A 25,436-nucleotide genomic window follows, 5' to 3' on the forward strand; every position below is an offset into this window, starting at 1 on the left:
ACCAACGGCTTCCTCGCCGCCTCCGCCGCCGCCTTCGTCGCCCTCGGCGCCGGCGTCCTGATCGCCGTGCGCCGCCTGCGTCCCCAGCGCTGACCGGCACGCACGGAAACCCGAAGGGGCCCTCCTCCGCACGGCGGTGCGGAGAAGGGCCCCTTCACCCTTTTCCGGCTCCGCCCGCCCGCCGCGACGGCGCTCGGCCGCTACGCCGTCGACCCGGCCGTCGACCGGGCCCTGATCGCGGCGGTCACCGGCGACGCCGGCCCCCCTCGTCCGCGGCGATGCGCCCGCCGCCCTCCAGGACGCCGGGCCGTCTTCGGAACGGATCGATGTGCTGACGGTGTTGACGCAGGACACCACCCTCGGCGGCGAGGCCGCCCGCATCCTGGAAAGTGGCAAACATGCTGACCATCGGTTCCGTCGTCCTCGGCGTCGAGGACGTCCGCCGCGCAGTCGCCTTCTGGACGGCCGCCCTCGACTACGTGCCGCGCGACGAGATCGACGACCGCTGGGTCGTCCTCGTCCCCGCGAAGGGCGCCGGCGTGCAGGTGGCGCTCGGCCGCAGCGAGTCGCCGGTGCAGGAGCACCCGCGCGTCCACCTCGACCTCTACGCGGCCGACGCCGCCGACCAGGCCGCCGAGGTGGAGCGCCTGGTCGCCCTCGGGGCCCGGCACGTGGACTGGGACAGCTACCCGGAGGACCCGGACTTCGTCGTCCTCGCGGACCCGGACGGCAACCGCTTCTGCGTCATCGACACGAGCCGGAGCTGAGGCCGGCCGGACGGACGTGGCTCCCGGGCGCGACCTTTGCTTCGCTCACCGGCAGGCCGCTAGCCGCGCCGCCGTACCCGGCTCTCGACACCGCTGCGGACCTGGCGGCTCAGCGCCCCGGCCGCCGTCGCGATGAAGACGAAGTTGTACGTGATCTGCAGCATCACCACCAGCCGCGGCGCCTGCCCGGACGCGGTGATGTCGCCGTAGCCGACCGTGGACATGGTGACGATGGTGAAGTAGAGCGCGTCGAGCCGGGTGTTGAGCCCCACGAACTCGTCGGGCTGGGCGCCGAGGACGTAGTAGGTGGCGGCGAAGACGGTCATCGAGAGGCAGATCAGGAAGACCAGCCAGACCCCCGGACGGCGGCCGGTGCCGTTCAGGATGTCGATGATCCGGGCGAGCAGCAGGGCGCTCAGGCCGGTCAGGACGAGGCCGAAGAACAGCCAGCTGAGCACCGGCCGATGCCCGCCGAAGAAGCGCAGCGGCAGGGTGAAGTACGCGACCATCAGCACCGTGAACGAGCCCAGCAGCAGGCACCAGGCCCGCATGTCGATGCGGTTCCGGGGCGGTGGCGGCAGGTCGTCGGACATCCACCCCAGGCTCCGGTGCCGCACCGGCCCGTGCCCGCCGGGCTGCTCCGTCCGGGGCAGCCGGTCTCAGGCGGCCAGGCCCTGCCGGATCGCCAGGACGGCCAGCCCGACCCGGTTCGGGCTGCCGGTCTTGGCCATCAGGTGGGAGACGTGGGTCTTCACCGTGGTCACGCCGAGGTGCATCCGTTCGGCGATCTCGATGTTGGAGAGCCCGCCGGCGATGTGCCGCAGCACCTCGTGCTCGCGCCCGGTGAGGCCGCCGACGGGTTGGCGCCGGCCGTCCTCGCCGGTCCAGTCGGAGGCGGCCCTGGCGACCACCCGCCGCAGGACGGCCGGGCTGTAAGGGCTCTCGCCGGACGCCGCCCGCCGGACGGCGTCGAGGACGGCGGCGGGTTCGACGTCCTTGGCGAGGAAGCCGCAGGCTCCGGCGGCGAGGGCCGGGTAGAGGCGGTCGTCGTCGTCGAAGGTGGTGAGGACGACGATCCGGGTGGCGGGCAGCAGGCGGTTCAGTTCGCGGGTGGCGGCGATGCCGTCGGTGCCGGGCATGTGGAGGTCCATCAGGACGACGTCGGGGCGCAGCCGCAGGGCCAGTTCGACGGCCTGCGCGCCGTCCGCGGCCTCGCCGGCGACGGCCAGGTCGTCGGTGGACTCGCAGAGCATCCGCACGCCGGCCCGGACCAGCTGCTGGTCGTCGACGATCAGGACGCCGATCACGCGGCACCCCCGTGGGCCTTCGCGAAGGAACCCGGTACGGCCGGTGCGCCGGGTGCGGTCAGCGGCCAGGAGGCCGCCAGACGCCAGCCGCCCGGCATCGGTCCGGCCTCGACCGCCCCGCCGACCAGCGCGACCCGCTCGCGCATGCCGAGCAGCCCGTGGCCGCCGCCGACACCGCCGGGGGCACGGTGGCCTTCGGACAGCTCGTTCTCCAGCTCCAAGCGCACGCTCTCCCCCTCCGTCGTGACCTCTGTCGTGGCCCGCAGCCGGACCCTCGCCCCCGCGTCGGCGTGCCGGGCGACGTTGGCCAGGCCCTCCTGCACCAGCCGCAGCACCGTCAGCCCGCCGATCGCGTCCAGCTGGCCGAGCCGTCCGCCGATGTCGGCGTCGATCCGCAGGCCGGCCTGCCGGGAGCGCTCGACGACGCCGTGGACGGCGGCCGGCAGGTCGGTGGTCTCGGCCAGCAGCGGGGCCAGGTGCTCGGCGTTGGGCTCCCGCAGGGCGGCGAGCAGGCGCCGCAGGTCGGCGAGGGCGGTGGTGGCGCTCGCGTGCACGTCGTCCAGGACGGCGGCCAGCCGCGGATCGGTGCCGGGGAGCACGTGCCGGGCGACCCCGACCCGCAGCACGGTGGAGGCCAGGTGGTGGGCCACCATGTCGTGCAGCTCGCGGGCGATGGCGGCGCGTTCGCCCATCCGGGCGCCCCACTCGGCGAGGTCGCGGCTGTGCTCGGCCTCGCGGGCCCGCTCCTGGGCCGTCCGGGCGGCCTGCTCGGCCGAGCGGAGGTAGCCGGCCAGCAGCACCGGGACGCCGCCGACCACCGCCGCCCGGTACAGCGCGCCCGGGACGCCCCACAGCAGTTCGGACCAGGGCAGTTCCGACCAGGGCAGCCCGGCGCCGGCGGTGGCCAGCTGGACGAGGGCCAGGGCGGCCCCGGCCTGAACGACCGGCGCGCCCCAGCGGCGCAGCGCCAGTTCGAAGAAGGCCGCGGCGACTCCGGCCTTGACCTCGACGTGCACGGTGGCGGCGGCCGGTGCGGCCGTGAGTGCCAGCAGCGCGCACTGGCCGAGCGCGACCGCCAGCGGCCACCGCCCGCCGAGCGCCGCCAGCAGCAGCGCGCCGAGGCCGATCGCCCAGCCGCCCGCGCCCAGCTCCGCGGGGCGGCCCGTCAGCAGCAGGTACCCGAGCCCGGATGCCAGCAGGGCGGGCCGCAGCAGCCGCAGCCCCCACCATCGTGTTCCCGTCACCTTGTCGAGACTAGGGTCGGGCCGGTCCGGGATGATCGTCCCTCAGGGTGAGAACGCGCCTCCTCCTTCAGGCCGGTCGCTCCTTCGGGCCGTTCGGTTCATTCGGGCCGTTCGGCGCCTTCGGGCCGTTCCGGCGACGGCCGGCCCCGGAGGCTCGTCGGCCGGGGCCGGGGCCGGGCCCCGGACGGCCGGTCGAGGCTGCCATCGGCTCCGGACACGACGAAGCCCCCGCTGTCAGCGGGGGCTTCGTCGGAGATCCGGGAGACTCAGGCCGTGGTGGACCGGGGGGTCTCGGTGGCCTTGGTGACGTTGGTCGGCGTCACGGCCGGGCGGGCCTGCTCGGCGGCCGGCTGCTGCGGGGCGGCGGTGTTCTGCGCCGTGCCCTGGGCGGCCGCGTCGGCGGGAGCGTCGTCCTCGCGCAGAGCCTTGGTCTCCGCCTTGAGGATGCGCATGGACTTGCCGAGGCCGCGTGCCATCTCGGGCAGCTTCTTCGATCCGAACAGCAGGACAACGACAGCCAGCACCACCAGGAGGTGCCAGGGCTCAAGACCGTTCCGCAGCATCCCTGGCCACCGGTCCTTTCTCTTCTAGAGTCACAGGAGGGCAAAGCGCCCGACCTGGCCAGTATGCCTGTCCGCGGAGGCGAACGTATACACCGGCCGGGAAACGCTGGTCAAAATGCAGATGTTGCGCGGGCGGCCCGGGGGGAGTGGTCTGGACCACTGCGTGCAGCAGTGAGTGCACTCGGGTCACCCCGGCCTCAGTGGGAGTACCCGACGATCAGACCACAGAACACCGCGGCCACCACCGCCACCCCCACCGAGAGCACCAGCAGGACCTGTGTCCGCGGCAGTGGGGCCCCCTCCCGCATCGCCGCCTCCACCCGCGTCCACCGCCGGTAGGCCGTCACCCCGACCAGCGCGCCGCCGAGCGCGCAGACGACGGCCAGCGCGATCCGCAGCGGCGCGGGGGCGACGTTGGGGGTGAGCTGGTCCACGGCGATCCCGCCCGCGAGCAGGCCGAGCGCGGTGCGGATCCAGGCGAGGAAGGTCCGCTCGTTGGCCAGGGAGAAGCGGTAGTCCGGCTCGTCGCCGCCACCGTCCTGCTCCCCGTCCGGCTCCGGTCCCGGTTCCGACGACGGCATCGGCCCTCCAGCTCCGCCCGGCGTTGCCGTCGACGCTAGGCCGTGGTGCCCGGTGGCGCAGCCCGGGAGCCGCTCCTCGCCTGCTCCGTCCGGCCGAGCGCGGCCCCGGGGGAGCGGTCGGCCTTCCCGATCTGCCCTGCCTTTCACTTGCGGAAGTGGTTCGCCCTGCGAACAGTGATCTCATTAGGCCCCGGCGGGTCTGTTCGGCTGCCGTATTCTGGCCCGATGGCAAAGGCTGCGGGAGGGGAAACGGGGGTCGTCGCCGCCCTGGTGCGGTCGGCTTTCCTGGTGAACGCGGTGTACGCCGAGGCGGCCCGCGCGTACGGGATCACGCCGCAGCAGGGGCAGCTGCTCTGTGTGCTGATGGCGCAGCCGTACGGGATGACCGAGCTGGGCGGGGTGCTCGGGCTGGCCAAGTCCAGCCTGACCGGTCTGGTCGACCGCACCGCCCGGCGCGGACTGGTCCGGCGTGAGGCCGACCGGTCGGACGGGCGGGCCGTGCGGATCGTGCTCACCGGAGCCGGATCGGAGCTGGTCGAGGAGTTCTACGCCGAGGTCTGCCGCCGGATCGACCGGCTCCCGGCCGGACTGGGCGCCGGAGACCGGGCCGCGCTCGCCGGGCTGCTCGGCCGGGTCGTCCGGGACAACGAGGTGCCGGCGGTCTTCCTGGAGCTGGACGAGGGAGCCCGCTGAGGCGGGCTGCCGAGCCGCGGCCCGGTACTGCGTCGCCAACCACCTCTCCCCTCTTTTGGTTCGCTGCAGGAAGCATGTTGATTCGCAGTGCGAACGTGAGGAAATATGGATGCGCCGGCGGGCCTCCATCCGCAACACTGCCCCGATGACCACCGACACGCCCCGCACCGGCACGCCCCGCACCGGAACTCCTCGCGCCGAGGAGCCCCGCACCGCCCGGGAACGCGCACTCCACCACGTCGCGGCCCTCGCCTCCGGGCCGCCGATCGACCCGGACCTGCGCGTCACCCTGAACTTCCACCCCGACCGGGTCTCCGACGGCCGGCCGATCCTGGACGGGCTCGCGGGCGACGCCGTCTACCGCTCCCAGTTCGTCACCGGCACCAGCAACGGCGGCCTCACCGCCCACCCCGGCGGCGACCGCTGGCGCTGGGAGAGCCGTATCTTCGGCGGCGCCTACGACACCGCCCCCGCCGAGGCGCGCCCGGTGTACGGGGCGCTCAACTTCCGCCGCAAGCCGCTCGGCGCCGCGCCGCGGTTCGGCTCGGCCCACTTCCGGCTGAGCGCGCCCGCCCTGGCCCGCGTCACCTTCTGCTACCCCGACAGCTTCCTCGAACCGGCCGACTTCGGCGTCGCCGAGCGGTTCGGCCTCGTCCCGCTCGCCGAGGCCGACGACGCCGACGCCCTGGACGACTACATCGAGGCCCAGGTGCACGGCGAGGTCCGGCTCGACCGGGACGTCGAGGCGCTCGTCCTCGACCCGAGCCACCGCGGCACCCCCGTCGAGGAGCAGGCCCGCCGCCTCCCCTGCCCGGTCGAGTGGCACCCCGGCGTCCGTCTCTCCACCGACGAGCTGCGCCGTCACCCCGACTACCGCGGGCCCGAGTTCGTCGCCCTCGGCCTCACCCTCGCCGAGGACGGCCACCTCGACCCGCGCATCCTCGGTGACGCCGCCCGCACCGGCCGGTACGACCCGCAGGACCTCAAGAGGGTCTGGCACCTGCTCGCCCGCTTCGGCTCGCCCGCCCGCCCGGAAGCCGCCTAGGGTCCTTGCCGGCCGATCGCGCCGGGCCCGCCCCCGGACGGGCCTCAGCCGCGACGGGCCAGCAGGTAGCCGCGGTGGGTCTGCGCCTCCTCCGGGTACGGGCCCCGCTCCAGGCGCGCCTCGATGGTGAAGCCGGCCTCCGCCAGCAGGCCGGCGACGGTTTCCAGCTCCAGGAAGTGGAAGTCCACGTTCACCCGGTGGCCCCACCACTCGTCCATCCGGCGGACCTCCGTGCCGAGGTGGAACGAGACCAGCAGGGTGCCGGACGGCCGCAGCACCCGCCGCAGCTCCGCGAACGCGGGCAACAGCTCGGCCGGTTCGAGGTGGATCACCGAGTAGAGGGCGACCGCGGCGTCGAACTCCCGGTCCGACGCGGGCAGCCGCAGCAGGTCGCCCTCACGGAACTCCGCCTCCGGGTGGTCCCGCCGTGCGAGCTCCACCATCGCCGGCGACAGGTCGACCCCCACGGCCTTCACCCCGCGCTCCGCCAGCCACCCCGTCACATGGCCCGGCCCGCACCCCAGATCCGCCACCACCCCGCCCGCGGCCGCCTCCACGACCACCCCGAGCAGCCCCCGGTCCACCGGCTTGAACGCCAGCTCACCCCCCACCCGCTCGCGGTACTCCTCCGCGACGACGTCGTAACTCGCCCGCACCCGCCCGTGGTCAGCACTGTTCGTCATGCTGGCAGCCTGCCAGGGGGAGTCGGCGCGCGTGGCCGAGTCCGGCAGAATGCCGCGGGCCGTAGCCACGGTGGGTGTGCGAGAGCCCCCGTCCCCGCGGGCGGGGTGGGGGCTCCTGATGACGCGCAAGGGGGGTGGGGTCAGGCGGCGGGCTCGGCCGGGCGGGCGGGGAGGTGGGACATCAGGCGGTAGGCGAGGAGGGCGGCGCCGAGCGCGAAGACCAGGCCGACCACGGCGGCGACGTGCAGGCCTTCGGTGAAGGCGGCGCGGGCGGTGTCGAGCAGCTCGGCGCCGAGCCGGCCGGGCAGGCCCGCGGCGACGGTGACCGCGCCGCCGAGGGTGTCCTGGGCGGTGTGGAGGGCCTCGCCGTCGAGGCCGGCCGGCAGGGAGCCGTCGAGCCGGAAGCGGTAGACGGCGGCACCGGCCGCGCCGAGCAGGGCGATGCCGAGGGAGCTGCCGAGCTCGACGGCCGTCTCGGAGGTGGCGGAGGCGGCGCCGGCCCGCTCGGCCGGGGCGGCGGAGACCACCATCTCGGCGGTGAGGGTCATGGTGCCGACGGTGCCGGCGGCCAGGATGCCCGCCGCGGTGAGGATGAGGGCGAGCGGGGAGTCCGCGCCGACCTGGGTCATCATCGCGAAGCCGGCCGCGCCGGTCAGGAAGCCTCCGGCCATCATGACCGCGGGCCGGACCTTCCCGGCGAGCGCCGAGCCGAGGCCGACCGCGGCGCCGACGCCCACGCTGGGGACGAGCGACCAGAGCGAGGCGGTCAGCGGGCTCATGCCCTTGACCAGCTGGAGGTACTGCGAGGTGAAGAGGGTGAAGCCCATCATCGCGAACATCGCGACGGAGTTGACGCTGATCGCCCCGGTGAAGGCGCGGATCCGGAAGAGGCTCAGGTCGAGCAGCGGGTCGGCGGCGGTGCGCTGGCGGTGGACGAAGGCCGCGACGAACAGCAGGCCGACCGGGAGGGCCAGGGCGGCCGGCGGGCTCCAGCCGTCGACGGCGAGGGTCTTGACGCCGTAGACCAGCGGCAGGATCGCGGCCAGCGAGAGGCCGGCACCGAGCAGGTCGAAGCGGCCGCGCTGCGGGGTGCGGTACTCGGGCAGCAGTACCGGGGCGGTGACCAGGAGCAGGGCCATCACCGGGATGGCGATCAGGAAGGCCGAGCCCCACCAGAAGTGGTCGAGCAGGAGGCCGCCGACGACGGGCCCGAGGGTGGCGCCGGTGGTGAGGACGGCGCCCCACGCGCTGAGGGCGACCTGTCGCTGCTTGGGGTCGTGGAACATGTTGCGGATCAGCGCGAGCGTCGAGGGCATCACGGTCGCCCCGGCGGCGCCCAGCACGGCACGGGCGGCTATCAGCTGGCCGGCGCCGTCCGCGTAGGCGGCCAGCAGGGAGGCGCCGATGAAGCCGGCGGCGCCGGTCATCAGCAGCCGGCGGCGGCCGATCCGGTCGCCCAGCGAGCCCATCGTGATCAGCAGTCCGGCCAGCAGGAACGAGTACATGTCCATGATCCACAGCTGCTCGGTGCCGCTCGGTGCCAGCGTGGTGGAGATGTACGGGACGGCGAAGAAGAGCACGCCCATGTCCATGGTGAGGACGAGGGTCGGGAGCAGGAGGACGGCCAGGCCGATCCATGCGCGACGGCCTGCGCGGCCGGTGGTTGCGGTCATGGGGACGACAGTAGAGCCGTCTTGCACGTTTGTCTAGCACGAGCGTCTAAATCACTCGTCTAACTCATGCGTCTTATTCATCTGTTCAGTAGGTGTGCAAGACATGCGTGCAAGACACGTGTCTGGATTGACCGTACCATTGGGACCATGGGAAATCGTGAAGACCTGCTCGCCGGTGCCAAGCGCTGCCTGCTCGACAAGGGCTACGGGCGCACCACCGCCCGCGACATCGCCAATGCCTCCGGCGTCAGCCTGGCCGCCATCGGCTACCACTTCGGCTCCAAGGAGTCGCTGCTCGACGCGGCGCTGATCGAGGCCATGGGGGAGTGGGGCGGCACGCTGGGCGCCGTGGTGGAGCGGGCGTACGCGATCTCCGACGACCCGGAGGAGCGGTTCGTCGCGGTCTGGGACGGGGTGAAGGAGACGTTCGCCGAGCACCGCGGCCTCTGGACGGCCCAGTTCGAGGCGATGATGCAGACCGAGCGGGCGCCCCAGCTGCAGGAGGCGCTCGCCAGCGCCCAGAAGGAGGGCCGGCTCGGGCTCGCGGCGCTGTTCCAGGGGCTCGAAGAGGTGCCGGACACCGAGGAGGAGCTGGCCCGCGGCATGTTCTACCAGGCGCTGCTGGTCGGACTGGTGGGCCAGTGGCTGGCCGCGCCCGATATGGCGCCGACCGGGCGGGACTTCCTGCGCGGCCTGCGGCTGGTCGGTGACACCGTGCTCAGGCCGGCCGTGTCGTAGCCGCGGTGCTGTTGTAGCCGCGGTGCTGTCCTGGCTGCGGCGCTCCCGTGGCCGCGGCGCCGTCGTGGCCGCGGCGCTTCCGCAGCCTCGGCGCCGTCGTGGCCGATGGGCCGATCGGCCCATCGGCGGGTCTACGCCGTGACCGCCGTCAGCAGCACCACCGAGTCGACGTGGGCCAGCAGTCCGTGCCGTTCCTGCGGGACGGGGTGGAGCTGGCCCGCCGACAGCTCCTGGAGCCGGCCCGCGATGGTCAGCGAGACCCGGCCGCGCAGCACCTGGAGGGAGGCGGCGGCCGGCGCGTTGTGCTCGTCCAGTGCGGTGCCCGCGGTCAGCGCGATCACGGTCTGCCGCAGGACGCCGTCGTGCAGCACGAGGTGGGAGCTGCGCCCGTGCGGGCTCTCGGCGGCCCTGGCCGCGTGCTCCACGGCGAGCAGTTCGAGATCGACCATCGTGCGTCCTCCAGGGCCGGCCTGCCGGGGCCCCGTGGCCCCTCCGCCAGCGTCGCGGACGCGGTCGGCTCCCGCACCCGGAGTCTTTCGGCGTGCGCGGTCCGCCGACTGCACCCATGGTGGATGCATGGCTACCAACCAGAGTTTTCTCAGCGGGTTCCAGGTCAACCGCTCGCTGCTGGCCGGCGGCGCGGTGCTCACGGGCATCGGCGCGCTGCTCGGCGCGGCCGGGGCGGTGATGGTGTGTGCGGCGCTGGCCACGGCCGGCCGCGGCTGGGTGCGGAGCATGGACACCCCGCCGACGGCCATGGCCCAGCGGGCGCTGCACGAGGCCAAGGTCGCGTCGTCGGCGGGCTGGGAGGCCTGGCGTGCCGAGCACAGCTCACCCAACTGACCGGACGACGGCGGGCCGCCGTGGGGGCGGCCCGCCGCCGGACGACAACCGCTACAGCCCGAGTGACTTGGCGATGATGCTGCGCATGACCTCGCTCGTGCCGCCGTAGATCCGGAACACCCGGTTGTCGGTGTAGAGGCGGGCGATCGGGTACTCCAGGATGTAGCCGTAGCCACCGTGCAGCTGAAGGCACTTGTCGATCACGCCGGACGCCGACTCGGTGCAGAACAGCTTCGCCGCCGCCGCGTCCGCGACGGTCAGCTCGCCGCGCTGGTAGAGCTCCAGCGCGCGGTCGACCATCGACTGCTGGGCCACCACCTGGGCCTCGCAGTCGGCCAGCGTGAACTTGGTGTTCTGGAACTCGGCCACCGCCTTGCCGAAGACCTTGCGGTCCTTGACGTACTGGACGGCGAACCGGACCGCCGCCGCCGAGGCCGCGTACGCGCCGACGGCGATCGCCAGCCGCTCCTGCACCAGGTTGTGGGTCAGGTAGGAGAAGGCCCTGCCCTCCTCGCCGAGGAGGTTCTCCACCGGCACCTTGACGTCGCTGAACGCCAACTCGGCCGTGTCCGAGGTGCGCAGGCCGATCTTCTGCAGCTTGCGGCCGACGGTGTAGCCCTCGGAGGCGGTGTCCACGCAGAGGATGGAGAGACCGGCCCGGCGGTTGTCCGGGTCGTACGGGGACGTCCGGCAGATCACCAGGACCAGATCGGCGAGCACTCCGCCGGTGATGAAGGTCTTGGCGCCGTTGAGCACGTAGTGCGTGCCGTCCTCGGAGAGCCTGGCCGTGGTGGAGATGCCGGCGAGGTCGGAGCCGGCGCCCGGTTCGGTCATCGCGATGGCCGTCATGATGTCGCCGGAGACGAAGCCCGGCAGCCAGCGCTGCTTCTGCTCCTCGTTGGCGTACTCCAGCAGGTAGGGCAGCACCAGGCCGGTGTGCACCCCCGAGGAACCGAAGCTGACGCCCGCGCGGGCCGTCTCCTCGGCGACGACCGCCTGGTACTTGAAGCCGCTCTCGCCGGCGCCGCCGTACTCCTCCGGTACCTCGATGCCGTAGATGCCGAGCGCGCCGAGCTGACGGTAGAAGTCGCGCGGCGGGTGGCCCTCGGCCTCCCAGCTCTCGTAGACGGGGACGACCTCGTTGGCGATGAAGTCCCGGATGGTCTCCCGGAAGGCCTCGTGGTCCTCGGTGAACACGGTGCGGCGCACGGCGGCGCTCCCTTCGGTGGTGCCAGGTGATCGCTCCACAAGTTAATCCCGGGTAGCTTCGGCTGTCCAGGGTCGGCGTGCCGGTGTCCCCGCCGGGGCGGAGGCCGGTACCGGCGGGCTCGGAGGCCCGTGAAGTGAATCCTTGCTAGCCTACGGTCGGCGTTGACGGAGAGCTGGTACGAGGGGGCGACGGCATGGTGGTCAGGCGGCCGCCCGCGCCGGCCCGGCAGGCGCAGATCCTGGCCGTGGCCGCCGAGCGCTTCCACCGCAGCGGGTATCACCAGGTGTCGATGACGGAGGTCGCCGCCGGGGTCGGCATCACCGCGCCCGCCCTCTACCGGCACTTCCGCGGCAAGCCCGAACTGCTCGACCGGGCCGTCCGGCTGGGCCTGGACGAGCTGGCGGTCGGGCTGCGGGCGGCCGGCTCCACGGCGGAGGTCGGCGCCGCGCTGGCCGCCGTCGCGGTCGGGCACCGGCCGCTCGGCACGCTGGTGCAGCGCGACGCCCGGCTGCTGCCGGCGGCCCGGCGGGCCGCGCTCCGGCGTGAGCTGCGCGCCGACGCCGCCCTGATGGCAGGCGTGCTCCTCGTCGAACGGCCCGAACTCTCGCCGCACGATGCCAAGTTGATCTGCTGGTCGGCGCTCTCGGCCTGCTCGGGCCTCTCCTACCAGTCGGCCGTCCCGCAGCTGCGCCGGGCCGAACGGCTGCTGCGCGAGCTGGTGGCGGCGGTGCTCGCCGTGTCCTTGGCGGACGCCGCTCCCGATGGGCAACCGCCGCGCACCGTCGAGGAGGTGCAGCCGCCCTGCGTCGTCGCGGAGGTGCAGCCGCTCTTCGCCGGAGCGCAGGTGCGGCCGCAGTCGCGCCGGGAGGAGTTGCTCGCGGCGGCGGTCAGGCTCTTCCACCGGCGCGGGTTCGACAACGTCAGCACCGACCAACTCGGCGCCGCGGTCGGCATTTCGGGGCCCAGCGTGTACCGGCACTTCGACAGCAAGCAGCAGTTGCTGGCCGCCTCGCTGGTGCGCAGCCGCGAGCGGCTCTGGCACGAGGTGGCGGGCGCGATCGATGTGCAGGCCGGTCCGGCGGCGGCGCTGGAGGCCGGACTGGCCGCGTACGTGGGGTTCGCCCGGCGCAACAGCGACTACCTGGGCGTGATGCTGAGCGAGACCGAGCGGCTGGCCGCGCCGGACCGGCGGGCCGCGGTGGACTTCCGGCGGGACTTCCTGCGGACGTGGGTCGGCCTGCTCTGCCGGGTGCGCCCGGAGTGCGACGCGGCGGAGGCCCGGATCCGGGTCCACGCGCTGTTCGCGATGGTCAACGACGGGGTGCGGAACCGTCCGTACAGCGACCGGCCCGACCTCGGCGACTGTCTGCGCCGCCTCGGCCGGGCCGTCCTGGGCGTGCCCGCCCGGACGTGACCGGGTGCCCGCCCCTGCGCGCGGGGGCGGGCACCCGGCCCGGGCTCGGAAGGCTCGTCCTAGTACAGGACGTGCGGGTAGTACACCGTGGCGGCGAGGTTGCCGTTGCCCTGGAGGGCGCCGATGTCGCCGCCGTTGCCGGTGACGGCGAGGCCGTTGTTCTGGTTGCTCGCGCCGGAGCCGGTGGCCGTCTGCTGGGTGTTGACCACGTTGCCGTGGACGTTGCCGATCACGTTGTTGGAGCCGGTGTTGCTCACCACGCTGCTGTTGGAGTGGTGGTCGGCACCGGCGCCGTTGTCGGCGTGCGCGGTGGCGGCACCGACGCCGACGAGGAGGAAGGCCCCGAGGGCGGTGACGGCGGCGGCTGCGCGGATACGGGACACGCTGGTCTCCCTGAAGGGTGGAGTGCGAAAAATGGCGCCTTCCGGAGTGGCCGCCCCGAAGCGCCGTTGCCTGACGTCGCGCGACCAGCATTCACCAGCGCCGTGGACGAACTCCACCGAATGAGTGGCAATTCGCCCGATGGTGTCATGAAGGCGGCATATCCGGATCCCGGGTGGGAGAGCGAGGCGTTACGCTCCCAGCGCCAAATCCACCCGTGTGGAGGGAGGTTGATGCACCCGATCGGAGCAGTCGACGGCCGGTCCGCCACCCCCGGCGGTCAATACCAGGTTGACCGGACGTCCGTCATCAGAAAGAAATGGTCGCCGGATAGTCGCACTGGCACACTGAGGACCCATGTCTGAAGGTCTCCCGCCCGACCCCGTGCCCGCCGAGGATCTGCGTACGACCGAGGTCGATCTCGGCGGACTGGTGAACGTCCTCGCCACCCATCTCTACTCCACCCCGCTGGTCGCCCTGCGCGAACTCGTCCAGAACGCCCACGACTCGCACACCCGACGCCTGCTGGAGGACCCGGACGGCGGCCACCGGCCGCTGATCCGGGTGCGAGCCGACGCGGACCGGCGCACCGTCAGCATCGAGGACACGGGCGCCGGCCTGACCGAGCCGGAGATCCACGCCTACCTCGCCACCGTCGGCACCGGCTACACCCGGATGCTGCGCGAACTGACCGGCAACCAGGAGCTGATCGGCGCCTTCGGCCTCGGCTTCCTCTCCGCCTTCTCGGTGGCCGACGAGGTCACCGTCACCACCACCTCTCACCGTGAGCCGCTGCTCGGCCACCGCTACCGCAGCTTCGGCGGCGAGCAGTACAGCGTCGAGCCGGCCGCCGCGCGGCCCGGCGCCGGCACCGTGGTCGAGCTGTCGCTGAAGACCGAACACGCCCACCTCGCCGACGAGTACGCGCTGCGCGAGGTGCTCGGCCGGTACTGCGTGCTGCTGCCGATCCCGGTCTACGTCGGCGACGACGAGCAGCCCGTCAACGCCGTCCCGGTGCCCTGGCGGCAGTCCTCCGACCCGTCGACCGCAGACCCGTACGCCGCCCGGATGCGGTTCGCCACCGCCTTCGGCCGCCGCTTCGAGCCGCTCACCGCCTTCCCCGTCCGGCCCGTCGAGGGCGGCAGCGACGCCGTCGGCCTGCTCTGGGTCCAGGACGGCGGCACCTACGGCAGCAGCGACAACCGCGACCTCGCCGTCTACCTGCGCGGCATGCTGCTCGCCGACGACGCCCGCGACCTGCTGCCCAGTTGGGCCGGGTTCATCGGCGGCGTGGTCGAGTCCAGCCGGCTCACCCCCACCGCCAGCCGCGAGGACCTCCAGCGCGACGAGCACTACCGCGCGCTCCAGCAGGCCCTCACCGACGCCGTTGTGGACGGCCTCTACGAGACCGCCCGGCTGCGGCCCGCCGTCTGGCGGCGCATCCTCGCCCGGCACGGCCAGGACCTCCTCGGCGCCGCGCTCTGCGACGACCGGCTCTTCACCCTGCTCGCCGACGACGTCCCGGTGCCCACCTCGCAGGGAGACCTCACGGCCGGCGCGCTGCGGGCGGCCGGCGGAGGCGCGGTGCACGTCGCGCTCGGCAGCAACGGCGGCTTCGAGGAGATGCTCTACCGGGCGATGCAGGTGCCGATCGCGCGCGGCGACCGCTACGCCGTGCTGCCGTTCCTGCGCCGCTACGCCCAGCTCCGGGACTGCCGGATCGTCGAGCTGGGCAGCGAGCGCGGCAACCGCGAGCTGTTCCGCGACCCGGAGCGCCCGCTGCCCGCCGAGGAGGCCGCCTGGCTCGCCGGCGCCCTCGCCGACCAGGGCGAGCAGCTCGTACCGGCCCGGTTCGAGCCGGCCGGGCTGCCGCTGGTCCTCGTCCCCGACCGGGAGGCCGAGCTCAAGGCCCGGATCGAGGACGACCAGGCGGACGCCCGGATCCCGTCCGCCGCGCTGCGGCTGGCCCGGGCGTTCACCGCCCGCACCGACGGCGAGGTCAAGGCCCGGCTCTACCTCAACCTGGCCAGCCCGGCCGTCCAGGACCTGCTCACCGCCTACCGCGACGGGCACACCGGCAGCGCCACCGCCGCCGGGCTGCTCCGCTCGCTCAAGGTGATCATGGCGGCGGCCTCGGCCGGCGGGGGCGGCGGCGACCTCACCGCGGCCCTGGCGGGCATCGGCACCGCGGTCTCCGCGCTGACCGCCGCCGTGCCGGCCGGGCTGCCCGCCGTCCCGGACAGCCCGGGCGGGCTCACGGATGCGGGCTGAACCGACGGCCCCGGCCCACGGTCCGGACGGACCGTCAGCGGCCCCGGCCACACTGACCACCAGCACGGCGCACGACCCGCAGGGGGAGACGGAAGAGGCATGAGTACCGACATCTGGGCCTGGGTGCGCGAAACCCACGAGCAGCTGGCCGAGGCCGGCCACCGGCGGCTGGCCGACGCCATCTACGAGCTCCCCGGCCACGCCAACGAGGGCCGGAACGAGCAGCTCGACGCCGTCTACCCGGAGGCCGTCGCCGCCGCCCGGTCGCTCGGCCTGCCCTGGGTCGAGGTCTACCTGCGGCACTGGCGGATGCAGAACCTGCTGAACAAGCGCCACCAGGGCGAGCAGGCCCTGCCCGAGGCGGTCGACCTGCTGGAGTTCGCCCACCGCGAGGAGACCGCAGGCTGCCCGCAGTCGGTCTGCGTGGTGCAGGACTTCGCGATCTGCCACGCCCGGGTCGACGGCCCCGGCTACGTGCCCGAGCGGCTCGCCGTGCTGAGCGAGACGCTGGAGCGGATCGAGCCGTCCCGGGCCTGCTTCGACTGCCTCTCCCGGGAGTACTCCGACGCCTTGGAGGACGACGGCCGCCCCGGCGAGGCGCTCGACCACCTGGACACCGCCGCCGCCCGGATGCAGGCGGCCGGCCAGCGGCTCTCGCTCCACTTCCACCACGCCCGGGCCGGCACCCTGCACCTGCTCGGCCGGCACGAGGAGGTGCTGACCCTGCTCGACACCGCCGAGCAGGCCGAGCGCGCCCGCGGCCGGGAGATCGACGACAGCGACCGGCGCTGGGGCGCCCTGATGCGGGCCCGCGCGCTCGCCTCGCTCGGCCGCACCGAGGAGGCGCTCGCACTGCTCCCGGGCCGGGAGGAGGCCGAGCGCCACGCCGACCTGCGGCCGGCCTGGACGAAGACCGTCGAGCTGCTGGTCGCGGCCGGCGCATGGGAGAACGACGCCGAGCTGGGCGCCGCCGTGGCCGGCTGGGTCGGCTACCTCGACGGCACCGGTTCGCACCGCCCCTGCGTCGACCTGCTGCTGGCCGCCGGGCGGCTCGCCCTCGCCCGCGGCGCCCGCACGGTCGCGCTCACCCTGGCCGCCACCGGCGAGCGCAAGCTCACCCGGCTGCGCCGCACGGACGGCGTGGCCGCGGAGGTCGCCGCGCTGCGGGCGGCCGCCGAGGCGCTGCCGGAGCCCGAACTGCCCGTCCCGCCGGGCGAGCTGCTCGCGCACCTCGCCGCCGTGGGCGTTCCCCCCGAGACCGGCGCCGACCTGCTCTCCGTCGCCCTGGACCGGTACCGGGGCGAGCAGGACGGCGCCACCGGCCTCGCTCTCAACCTGGCCGCGGTGCTGGGCGGCCTCGGCCACGTCCGGGCCGCCGCCGACCTCCTCTGGGAGTGGCTGGACGCCGACCCGGCGAGCGAGCAGCTGAGCGGCATGCTCGCCAGTGCCCTGATCGAGGCCGAGGACGACGAGGGCCTGCGCCGCCTCGCCGACCGCCTGGCGGCGACCGGACCGGCCGACGGCCACTGGGTCCGGGCCCGCTGGGCCGCCGCCGAGGGCCGCTGGGCGGAGGTGGTGGAGCACTGCGAGGCGATCCTGGCCGAGCACCCGGGCCGGATCAGCCCCCGCCGGATGGCCGCCGCCGCGGCCACCGAGCTGGGCGACCACGCGGGTGCCCAGCGGTTCTACCAGGAGCTCCTGGTGCACGCGCTGCCCGCCGAGGGCACGCCGGAGGAGGAGCAGTACCGCACCGTCCAGGAGCCCGACCTCTGGCACCTGATCACCGCCGCCACCGCCAACCGGGACTGGGAGGTGGTCCGCTCCACCGGCGCCCTGATCGGCCTGGACTTCGACGAGCCCGAGGGCCCGGTGGACGAGGAGTGGCAGCTGGTCACCGTCCGGGCCACCCGGACCAACGGCGCCACCGCCGACCTCCCGGCCGTCCGGACCGGCCCGGCCACCGCCCGCATCCTGCCGGTGCTCGGCGACGACGTGACGCTCAACCACGGCGACGTGGTGGTCTTCGCCCCGGCGCTGCTGGAGGAGCCGCCCGCCGAGGACGCGCCGGAGGAGGAGCGGCGGCGCTGGCGCCCGGTGTTCGGGCTGCTCACCCTGCTCGACCCGGCCGGCTACACCACCTACTGGATGGACGGCGGCTGGCCCGGCGACGAGGCCTGGGCCGTGCTGCGCGAGGAGCTGGCCCGGGCCGGCTACGCGGTCTGGGCCTACAGCGGGGACGGCTACACCATCACCGACCCGGCCGACGAGGACGCCTTCCTGCCCGGCGTCTACGCCGCCGTCGGGGTGCCGCCCACCGCCAACGCCGCCGAGGCCGACGCGCTGCTGCACCGGCTCACCGGCGCCTGGCCGCACCCGCTGGCCTGGCTCGACCTGGCCAGGGCGGCGGGCACGGACACCGGCCGCCACGAGGAGGTCATCGAGCGGTACGGGCTCTGATCGCAGCCGGGCCGGGGCCCGGGTCGGACGGGTCGGACGGGTCGGGTCGGGCCGGACGGGCCGGGTGCGGGACGGGCGGGTGCGGGGTGGACGGGGTGCGGGGCCGGCCTCCTGGATTCAGACGTTCTTGGTGAATGCTTTACTGTTTCATTGCCAAGAGTCGACCTCCAGGAGTGTCCGCCCCGTGACCAGCCTCGCCCTCGGCCCGTCCTGGCTCGATCCGACCCACCTGATCTCCACCTTCGGGCCGATCGGTCTCCTGGCCATCGTCTTCGCCGAGTCCGGCCTGCTGATCGGCTTCTTCCTCCCCGGGGACTCGCTCCTGTTCACCACCGGCCTGCTGGTGGCCGACGGCACCTACCTGCACCAGCCGCTCTGGCTGGTCTGCGCACTGGTGGTGGCCGCCGCGGTGGCCGGGGACCAGGTCGGCTACCTCTTCGGCCGCAAGGTCGGGCCGAGCCTGTTCCGGCGCCCCGACTCCCGGCTGTTCAAGCAGGAGAACGTGGAGAAGGCGGCCGCCTTCTTCGACCGGCACGGACCCAAGGCGATCGTGCTGGCCCGCTTCGTGCCGATCGTGCGGACCTTCACCCCGATCGTCGCCGGGGTGAGCAGGATGAACTACCGCACCTTCGTCGTCTACAACGTCGTCGGCGGCGTCCTCTGGGGCGCGGGCGTCACCGTCCTCGGCTACTTCCTCGGGCAGATCCCCTTCGTCCGGGACAACATCGAGGCGATCCTGGTCGGCATCGTGCTGGTCTCGGTGCTACCGGTGGCATTCGAACTGCTGCGTGCCCGCCGGTCCGGCGCGTCCGCCCCGGCCCGCGACCACGCCGGGTAGGCACCCCCCGCACCCGGCGCCCGCCGCGGCGTACATGTGCGTCCGGCAGTTCGATCGGGCAAGGTGTACCCGAGATCGAACGGCGGCCCGGCGACCCCGGCGCCATCAGGGGCGGCAAGGAGCGGAAGTGCCTAAGCGGGGCCGACCGGGCGGGGGCAAGCGGGCCAGGGGCGGCAGAGGGGCCCGGCAGGCGCGTCCGGCTCCCGGCGCGCAGCCGCTCCACCCCTCCGACGCGCCGCCCACCGAGGGCCTGCTCGGCCACCCCGCCCCGGCCGCCGAGCCGGCCACCGTGATCCCGCTCGCCCCGCCCGTCCCCGAGACCAAGGGCCTGCTGAGCCCGGAGCGCGCCGACGAGGCCGCCGAGGAGCCGGCGGACGAGATCCGGGCGGCCTACCGCCGCCGATCGGTCGCCGAGGACACCCTCACCCCCGAGGAGTGGCAGGCGGCCGGCTACACCCCACCGACCGGCATCGCCGTCCCGGCCCTGAAGCCCGGAGCCCCCGGCGAGGCGCCCTGGCCGGACCGGATGCGCACGCTGCTGCGCACCCCGATGACCGAGCGCCCGGCCTTCGAACGCACCCCGCGCGAACTGCACCCCTCCGCCGCCCGCAACGTTCCGCGCATCCTCGACCTGACGCTCCGGATCGGCGAACTGCTGCTGGCCAGCGGCGAGGCCGCCGAGGACGTCGAGGCGGCCATGCTCGGCATCGCCCACGCCTACCGGCTGGACCGCTGCGAGCCGCAGGTCACCTTCACCCTGATCGGGATCTCGCACCAGCCCTCGCTGGTCGAGCCGCCGGTCACCGCGGACCGCGTGGTGCGCCGCCGCACCTCCGACTACACCCGGCTCAACGCGGTGTACGAGCTGGTCGCCGACATCACCGCGGAGACGGTCACCGTCAACGACGCGTACCGCCGGCTCGCCCTGATCCGCCGCAACCGGCACCCGTACCCGGCCTGGCTGCTCGCGCTGAACACCGGGCTGCTGGCCGGCGCGGCGACCTTCCTGGTCGGCGGGCGGATCGACGACAAGGCCTGGCTGGTCTTCGCCAGCGCCTTCATCGCGGCCGTCCTCGGCGACCGGCTGGCCTCGCTGATCGCCCGTCGCGGCCTGCCGGAGTTCTACCAGTTCGTGCTGGCCGCGATGCCCGCGGCGGCCTCGGGCATCATCCTCTCCCTCAACGACTGGGGCCTGCGCGGCTCCGTCGTGATCACCGGTGGGCTGTTCGCGCTGCTGCCCGGGCGGGCCCTGGTCGCCGCCGTCCAGGACGGCCTGACCGGCTTCTACATCACCGCCGCCGCACGCCTGCTCGAAGTGATCTACCTCGTGGCGGGCATCGTCATCGGCGTGATGCTGATCCTCTACCTCGGGGTCGGCTACGACGCCGAGCTCAAACCCGACGAGGGCCTGGCCGGGGTCAACTACCCGCCGGTCCAGATGGTCGCCGCGCTGGTGCTGACGCTCGCCTTCGCGATGCTGCTGCAGACCGACCGCCGCCTGCTCGCCCTGGTCACCCTGAACAGTGGCATCGGCTGGTCCAGCTACGGCGTGCTGGTCCACAACGCGGGGATCTCGCCGATCGTCGCCACCGGTGTGGCGGCCGGCCTGGTCGGCCTCTTCGGCCAGCTGATGGCCCGCTACCGCTACGGCTCCGCACTGCCGTACGTGACCGCGGCGATCGGCCCGCTGATGCCCGGTTCGGCGCTCTACCTCGGCATGCTCTCCTTCGCCCAGGGCCACTCCGCGGGCGGCCTGGTGCAGATCACCCGGGCCGCCGCGATCGCCCTGGCGCTGGCGATCGGCGTGAACCTCGGGGGCGAGATCGCCCGGCTCTTCATGAAGCTGCCGGCCGACGCCGAGCTGCCGGCCGTCCCCCGCCGGGCGGCCAAGCGCACCCGCGGCTTCTGACACCCACCCGCGGCCTCCCGCCCGCACCGGCGGCCTCCCGCCCGCACCGGCGCTGCCGGACCGTGTGCCACGCTCGTTGCACCGGTGTCGGCCCCCCCGGGGGCCATGTCGCGGTAGGCCGGACGCAGGACCAGGAACGAAGGTAAGACGCATGACCACACTGCTGGACGGCTACCGCGAGCACATCGTCGCCGCGCACAAGCAACCGCTGTTCCTGCTGCTGGTCGGGTTCATCACCTCGTTCGTCTTCATCAGGTTCAGCGTCCGGATGATCAGGGCCCAGGTGCGCTGGTGGCCGGGCAACGTCGCCCCCGGCGGCCTGCACATCCACCACATGGTGTTCGGCCTGGGCTTCCTGCTCGTCGGCGGCATCGGGGTGTTCGCGACCTATGGCGGGCACCCCTGGATCGACGTGTTCGGCCTGCTCTTCGGCATCGGCTGTGGCCTGGTGCTGGACGAGTTCGCGCTGATCCTGCACCTGGACGACGTCTACTGGGGCGAGCAGGGCCGCAAGTCGGTGGACGCGGTGATCTTCGGCATCCTCTTCACCGCGCTGCTGCTGGTCGGCTACGTGCCGCTCGGTGTGGTGCCCAGCCAGGAGACCAGGTGGGGGCTGGTCACGGTGATCTCGGTGAACATGCTGGTCTCCATCGTCGCCCTGCTCAAGGGCAAGGTGTGGACCGGCCTGCTCGGCATCATGGTGCCCGGCATCTCCTGGATCGGCGCGATCCGGCTGGCCCGGCCCAGCAGCCCCTGGGCACGGTGGCGCTACGCCACGCGCCCGCGTCGCCGGGCTCGTGCGCTCCGGCGCGAGCGCCGACTGCACCGGCGTGCGGACATTGCCCGTACCTGGCTTTTCGACCTGATCGCCGGCGCCCCGGACAAGGTCCCGGCCAACCACCCCGCCGCCCACCGGGTCGCCGAACGGATGGCCGCCCGGGCCTCCGCCCACCTCGACGCGCACGCGGCCCGCGCCCTGGCCCGGCGCTCGGCCCGGCTGGCCGACCGCCGCTCGGCGGCCGCCGCCGCGCCCGGCTCCGGCACCGCCGCCCCCGCCGACGGAACGCGCGCGCCCGGCACCCGGCGCCGAGCCCAGCAGCGCCGTCGGGCCGTCCGGGCCGGCCGCAACCGCACCTACGCGGTCCGCCCGACCGGCCTGGAGCCGCGGCCCGGCCGCCACCCCCACCTGCGGCCGCACACCCGCCGGATCCGCCGGTAGTTCGTATACCTTGTGCGCCCGGCTGGAGTTGATGTCCAGTCGGATCATCTGACGGGTCACCCGGGCGGCCGTGCGGGCCTGGGGCGTGAAAGCCGCCCGGCTTGAGAGCATGGCGATGCGTAAACGATTTGTCACGTGATGGGGTGCTTTGCCGGGTGGCCCGCTCTGCCGAACGGCCACCCGGCGGCCCCGTCCGGGACCCTGAGAAGGGATGTCTCGTGGCGCGCAGGTTTCTGCCGATCCTCCTGTTGTCCCTCACCGCCCTGCTCGGGCTGCTCCCGGTCGCCGCGGCCGCCCCGGTCGACCCGGACCAGGCCTCGGGCGCCCCGGCGGCCGACGAGGCCTACCCGTCCGCCGAGGACATCGACCACGCACGAGCCGAGGCCGACCGCCGGGCCGCCTCGGTCACCGCCATCGAGGCCGGGCTCACCACCGCCAAGACCGAACTCGACCGGGCCGGCCAGGTCGCCGAACAGGCCGTCGAGGCCTACAACGGCGCCCAGCTCGCGCTCACCAAGGCCCGGGCCGAGGAGTCCGCCGCGATCGGCCGGGCCGCCTCCGCCGAGGCCGACCGGGCCGCGGCCGCCGAGGACGCCGCCGCGCTGGCCGCCGAAACGTACCGCCAGGGCACCACCGCCGAACTCTCCGCCATCAACGCCCTGATCGGCGCACGCGGTCCGCGCGAGGCCGGCGACCGGGCCGCCGTGGTCGGCGTGGCCAGCAACCGCGCCCGGCAGATCCTCGACGCGGCCACCTCCACCGCCGCCGCCGCGACCCGCGCCTCGGCCGCCGCGCGCGCCGCGACCGCGGCCGCCGAGAAGGCCGCCGCGGACGTCGGCGCGGCCCGGGAACGGGCAGAGGCACGGCTCGCCGCCCAGCAGAACCAGGTCGTCACCATCGGCCGGCGCCGCGAACAGCTCCTCACCGACCTCGCCGCCGCCCGCCACACCACCGTCGAGCTGGAGCGGCAGCGGCGCGAGGCGCGGGAGGCGATCGCCTCCCGCGAGGCCGAGGCCGCCGCCCGGGCCGCTGCCGAGAAGGCCACCGGGGGCGTGGCGGCCGGCCTGCCGACCACGCCCGCCCGCCCGTGGTCGGCGGAGGGCGCGGCCGCCGCCGTCGCCTTCGCCCGCTCCAAGATCGGCCTGCCGTACATCTGGGGCGGCGAGGGCCCCGGCGGCTACGACTGCTCGGGGCTCACCATGATGGCCTGGCGCGAGGGCGGCCGGCAGCTCAACCACTTCGCCGCCGACCAGTACGCCCAGAGCACCCCGATCGGCTACCGCCAGCTCCGCCCCGGCGACCTCGTCTTCTGGACCGACACCGGCCGCGCCGCCGACATCCACCACGTCGGCCTCTACATCGGTGACGACCAGATGATCGAGGCACCCCGCGCGGGCATGCCGGTCAAACAGGCCAGCCTCTGGATCATGGGCAAGCCGGACTTCTACGCCCGGCCGTGACCACTGTCCTGGTGCTGGAGGTTCTCACCCCACTTCTCGCTTTCTCACCGGTGCTTCGCCGACTTCGCGCGGCGTGCGGAAGGCCGGCGTGCGGAAGGCTGGTTGTCGGAGGGTCGGTTGTCGGAGGGCGGCCGTACGATGGCCGGCCGGAAGGGAAGTGATATGAGGCTTCGGGACGTCGAGCCGGGGGATGTCGGGGCCTACGTCCGGATGCGGTGCGATCCGGTGATGACGGCCGAACTGGGCGGGCCGCTGCCGGTGGAGGGCATCGCGGACAAGGTCCGGCAGGACGTGCTGGCCGCGGCGGCGGACCGCTCCTGGATCAAGATGATCGTCCCGGACGGGGCCGCGCCGGGCGAGGTGGCCGGGAGCGTCACGCTCTGGCCGAACGAGGAGGACGGCGAGGTCGTCTCCGAGATCGGCTGGATGGTGCTGCCGGAGTTCCAGGGCCGCGGCGTCGGCAAGGCGGCCGTCCGGGCCGTGCTCGACCTGGCCGCCCGGGACGGCCGCTGGGGCCCGGTGCACGCCCACCCGGCAACCACCAACGGGCCGTCCAACGGCATCTGCCGCACCCTCGGTTTCCGGCTGCTCGGCGAGCGGGAGGTGGACTTCGCGGGCCGGCTGCTGCGGGTCAACCACTGGGTCTTCGACCCCCTGGACCGGCCCGGGGCAGCGGCGGAATAAATCGGATGCCGCCGCCGGGGGCCCGCCGTACCGTGGGCGGATGGGCAACGATGCGTACGGCGAGACCGGTGACCAGGGCCACGGCCGGCTGGAGGAACGGACCGACACGGTCGGCGGAGCAGAGATCCGGGCGATCGCCGAGAGCGAGATCGAGGCCTGGGGCCGCGCGATCTCCCTGGGGTTCCTGCGCCCGCACGCGGAGAGCGCGCCGGAGTTCCGCCGGCTGCAGTGGCAGGCCGGGCGGGCGCTCGGGGCCGAGGCCGAGGGCCGGTTCGTCGCCACCTACCGGAGCTTCGACGTCGAGCTGACCGTCCCCGGCGGGGCCGTCGTCCCGGCGAACGCGATCACCTCCGTCACCGTGACGACCACCCACCGCCGGCGCGGCCTCCTGAGCCGGATGATGTCGCGGGACCTCGCGGCCGCCCGCGAGCGCGGCGCCCCCGTCGCCGTCCTGATCGCCGCCGAGTACAGCATCTACGCCCGGTTCGGCTTCGGCCCGGCCACCCGTGGCCACGGGTGGAATGTCGACCTGACGCGCGCCCGCGGCCTGCGCGACGGCCTGCCCAGCGTGCCCGGTGGGCGGATCGAGTTCCTCACCATGGAGGAGCTGCGCAAGGTGGGCCCCGAGCTGCACGACCGCTGGCGGCTCACCCAGCCCGGCGCGCTCGCCCGCGACGAGGCGTGGTGGAAATGCCACACCGGCGCGGTCCCGGTCCCGGGCTTCGAGTGGAAGGAGCCCTTCGCCGCCGTCCACCGGGACGCCGAGGGCAACGCCACCGGCCTGGCCGTCTACCGGGTCGACGACACCTGGGACGGCAGCTACCCGAACTGCACGCTCACCGTGGTCGACTTCCTCGCCCTCGACCGGGCCACCGCCGCCGAGCTGTGGCGGTTCCTGTTCTCGGTCGACTGGGTGCGCAAGGTCGTGATCGAGAACATTGGCCCGGACGACCCGCTGCCGCTGCTGCTCAACGACCCGCGCGCGGCCACCCCTTACGCGGAGAACGCCGACTTCATGTGGCTGCGGGTGCTCGACTTCGAGGCCGCGTTCAACGCCCGGACGTACGGCGCGCCCGGCCGGGTCGTGCTGGAGGTCAAGGACCGCGACGGCTACGCCGCCGGCCGCTGGGCGATCGAGGTCGCCGCCGACGGCACCGGCCGCTGCACCCGCACCACCGACGTGCCCGACCTCCTGCTCGAATCCTCGGCGCTCGGGTCGCTCTACCTGGGCGGCGAGACGGCTCCCCGGCTGGCCGCGGCCGGCCTGGTCACCGAGGTCTGGGAGGGCGCCGCGGCCGCCGTCGACCTGGTGCTGCGCACACCGCTGCTCTCCTGGAACCCGGACGGCTTCTGAGCCGGTCACCCCGAAGCACCGGCGGGGGGGGGGGGGGGGGGGGGGGGAGACAGCCCTGGCCTCGCCAAATGCTGTTTTTTCTTTCCTTCTCTGGTGTTTTTT

24 protein-coding genes are annotated in these 25,436 nt (G+C 74.1%); 14 read left to right on the plus strand and 10 right to left on the minus strand.

The genetic code is table 11. The features are described 5' to 3' along the window. Nucleotides 1-398: 398 nt before the first annotated feature. On the plus strand, nucleotides 399-767 hold the full coding sequence (locus tag ACZ5WK_RS17795) for a VOC family protein (protein WP_396321986.1): 369 nt from the start codon (nucleotides 399-401) through the stop codon (nucleotides 765-767). A gap of 59 nt (nucleotides 768-826) precedes the next feature. Here the strand turns inward: ACZ5WK_RS17795 and ACZ5WK_RS17800 are convergent, their stop codons facing one another. From ACZ5WK_RS17800 to ACZ5WK_RS17820, 5 genes are all read right to left on the minus strand, one after another. Continuing rightward, entirely contained in the window at nucleotides 827-1,360 is a 534-nt protein-coding gene (locus ACZ5WK_RS17800; protein WP_465548354.1) for a potassium channel family protein, read from the minus strand. A gap of 66 nt (nucleotides 1,361-1,426) precedes the next feature. Further along, nucleotides 1,427-2,074: a response regulator gene (locus ACZ5WK_RS17805; protein WP_465548355.1), complete on the minus strand. Its 648-nt coding sequence runs from the start codon at nucleotides 2,072-2,074 to the stop codon at nucleotides 1,427-1,429. Beyond that, nucleotides 2,071-3,318, minus strand: coding sequence for a sensor histidine kinase (locus tag ACZ5WK_RS17810; protein WP_465548356.1), 1,248 nt, complete (start codon nucleotides 3,316-3,318; stop codon nucleotides 2,071-2,073). Before ACZ5WK_RS17810 ends, ACZ5WK_RS17805 begins: the two co-directional genes overlap by 4 nt. A gap of 266 nt (nucleotides 3,319-3,584) precedes the next feature. Then, nucleotides 3,585-3,881: a Sec-independent protein translocase subunit TatA gene (gene tatA, locus ACZ5WK_RS17815; protein ID WP_396321982.1), complete on the minus strand. Its 297-nt coding sequence runs from the start codon at nucleotides 3,879-3,881 to the stop codon at nucleotides 3,585-3,587. 197 nt (nucleotides 3,882-4,078) lie between these two features. Beyond that, nucleotides 4,079-4,462 carry a YidH family protein gene (locus tag ACZ5WK_RS17820; RefSeq protein ID WP_465548357.1) on the minus strand — a complete coding sequence of 128 codons (384 nt, stop codon included), beginning with the start codon at nucleotides 4,460-4,462 and terminating at the stop codon, nucleotides 4,079-4,081. Nucleotides 4,463-4,687: 225 nt separating this feature from the next. Between ACZ5WK_RS17820 and ACZ5WK_RS17825 the strand changes: the two genes are divergently transcribed. After that, nucleotides 4,688-5,155 (plus strand): MarR family winged helix-turn-helix transcriptional regulator, encoded by a 468-nt coding sequence (locus ACZ5WK_RS17825; protein ID WP_465548358.1) that lies wholly within the window; start codon nucleotides 4,688-4,690, stop codon nucleotides 5,153-5,155. A gap of 145 nt (nucleotides 5,156-5,300) precedes the next feature. Continuing rightward, entirely contained in the window at nucleotides 5,301-6,200 is a 900-nt protein-coding gene (locus tag ACZ5WK_RS17830) for a DUF3626 domain-containing protein (RefSeq protein WP_465548359.1), read from the plus strand. Between the two features lie 44 nt (nucleotides 6,201-6,244). On the opposite strand, the gene ACZ5WK_RS17835 is transcribed toward ACZ5WK_RS17830, so the two are convergent. Together ACZ5WK_RS17835 and ACZ5WK_RS17840 are read right to left on the minus strand one after the other, a co-directional pair. Beyond that, the gene (locus ACZ5WK_RS17835; protein WP_465548360.1) at nucleotides 6,245-6,883 is read right to left on the minus strand and encodes a class I SAM-dependent methyltransferase; all 639 of its coding nucleotides are present in this window, start codon (nucleotides 6,881-6,883) and stop codon (nucleotides 6,245-6,247) included. A 140-nt stretch (nucleotides 6,884-7,023) separates the two neighbouring features. Further along, entirely contained in the window at nucleotides 7,024-8,556 is a 1,533-nt protein-coding gene (locus ACZ5WK_RS17840) for an MFS transporter (protein WP_465548361.1), read from the minus strand. Nucleotides 8,557-8,703: 147 nt separating this feature from the next. On the opposite strand from ACZ5WK_RS17840, the gene ACZ5WK_RS17845 reads away from it, so the two are divergent. Continuing rightward, entirely contained in the window at nucleotides 8,704-9,294 is a 591-nt protein-coding gene (locus ACZ5WK_RS17845) for a TetR/AcrR family transcriptional regulator (RefSeq protein WP_396321976.1), read from the plus strand. Between the two features lie 131 nt (nucleotides 9,295-9,425). On the opposite strand, the gene ACZ5WK_RS17850 is transcribed toward ACZ5WK_RS17845, so the two are convergent. Next, nucleotides 9,426-9,743, minus strand: a complete 318-nt coding sequence (locus ACZ5WK_RS17850) for a cupin domain-containing protein (RefSeq protein WP_396322074.1) — start codon at nucleotides 9,741-9,743, stop codon at nucleotides 9,426-9,428. Between the two features lie 127 nt (nucleotides 9,744-9,870). Between ACZ5WK_RS17850 and ACZ5WK_RS17855 the strand changes: the two genes are divergently transcribed. Beyond that, complete coding sequence (locus tag ACZ5WK_RS17855; RefSeq protein WP_465548362.1) at nucleotides 9,871-10,137, plus strand: hypothetical protein; 267 nt, start codon at nucleotides 9,871-9,873, stop codon at nucleotides 10,135-10,137. Between the two features lie 51 nt (nucleotides 10,138-10,188). On the opposite strand, the gene ACZ5WK_RS17860 is transcribed toward ACZ5WK_RS17855, so the two are convergent. Beyond that, nucleotides 10,189-11,346 (minus strand): acyl-CoA dehydrogenase family protein, encoded by a 1,158-nt coding sequence (locus ACZ5WK_RS17860; protein WP_465548363.1) that lies wholly within the window; start codon nucleotides 11,344-11,346, stop codon nucleotides 10,189-10,191. Nucleotides 11,347-11,540: 194 nt separating this feature from the next. On the opposite strand from ACZ5WK_RS17860, the gene ACZ5WK_RS17865 reads away from it, so the two are divergent. Continuing rightward, entirely contained in the window at nucleotides 11,541-12,761 is a 1,221-nt protein-coding gene (locus tag ACZ5WK_RS17865) for a TetR/AcrR family transcriptional regulator (protein WP_465548364.1), read from the plus strand. 59 nt (nucleotides 12,762-12,820) lie between these two features. On the opposite strand, the gene ACZ5WK_RS17870 is transcribed toward ACZ5WK_RS17865, so the two are convergent. Then, a complete protein-coding gene (locus ACZ5WK_RS17870; RefSeq protein WP_465548365.1) occupies nucleotides 12,821-13,144 on the minus strand; it encodes a hypothetical protein in 324 nt (107 codons plus the stop codon). A gap of 355 nt (nucleotides 13,145-13,499) precedes the next feature. Here ACZ5WK_RS17870 and ACZ5WK_RS17875 point away from each other — a divergent pair, with 355 nt between their 5' ends. The 8 genes from ACZ5WK_RS17875 (at nucleotide 13,500) to ACZ5WK_RS17910 (ending at nucleotide 25,334) form a co-directional block, all read left to right on the plus strand. After that, nucleotides 13,500-15,413: an ATP-binding protein gene (locus tag ACZ5WK_RS17875; protein ID WP_465548366.1), complete on the plus strand. Its 1,914-nt coding sequence runs from the start codon at nucleotides 13,500-13,502 to the stop codon at nucleotides 15,411-15,413. Nucleotides 15,414-15,512: 99 nt separating this feature from the next. Continuing rightward, nucleotides 15,513-17,870, plus strand: a complete 2,358-nt coding sequence (locus ACZ5WK_RS17880) for a tetratricopeptide repeat protein (RefSeq protein WP_465548367.1) — start codon at nucleotides 15,513-15,515, stop codon at nucleotides 17,868-17,870. 184 nt (nucleotides 17,871-18,054) lie between these two features. After that, nucleotides 18,055-18,708: a DedA family protein gene (locus ACZ5WK_RS17885; protein WP_465548368.1), complete on the plus strand. Its 654-nt coding sequence runs from the start codon at nucleotides 18,055-18,057 to the stop codon at nucleotides 18,706-18,708. Nucleotides 18,709-18,835: 127 nt separating this feature from the next. Beyond that, complete coding sequence (locus ACZ5WK_RS17890) at nucleotides 18,836-20,617, plus strand: threonine/serine exporter family protein (RefSeq protein WP_465548369.1); 1,782 nt, start codon at nucleotides 18,836-18,838, stop codon at nucleotides 20,615-20,617. A 151-nt stretch (nucleotides 20,618-20,768) separates the two neighbouring features. Further along, a complete protein-coding gene (locus tag ACZ5WK_RS17895; RefSeq protein ID WP_465548370.1) occupies nucleotides 20,769-21,836 on the plus strand; it encodes a hypothetical protein in 1,068 nt (355 codons plus the stop codon). 218 nt (nucleotides 21,837-22,054) lie between these two features. Beyond that, entirely contained in the window at nucleotides 22,055-23,296 is a 1,242-nt protein-coding gene (locus ACZ5WK_RS17900) for a C40 family peptidase (protein WP_465548371.1), read from the plus strand. 162 nt (nucleotides 23,297-23,458) lie between these two features. Next, entirely contained in the window at nucleotides 23,459-23,980 is a 522-nt protein-coding gene (locus ACZ5WK_RS17905) for a GNAT family N-acetyltransferase (RefSeq protein ID WP_465548372.1), read from the plus strand. A 40-nt stretch (nucleotides 23,981-24,020) separates the two neighbouring features. Continuing rightward, nucleotides 24,021-25,334, plus strand: a complete 1,314-nt coding sequence (locus tag ACZ5WK_RS17910) for a GNAT family N-acetyltransferase (protein WP_465548373.1) — start codon at nucleotides 24,021-24,023, stop codon at nucleotides 25,332-25,334. Nucleotides 25,335-25,436 lie beyond the last annotated feature (102 nt).

The organism is Kitasatospora sp. NPDC032757 (genome assembly GCF_055579305.1).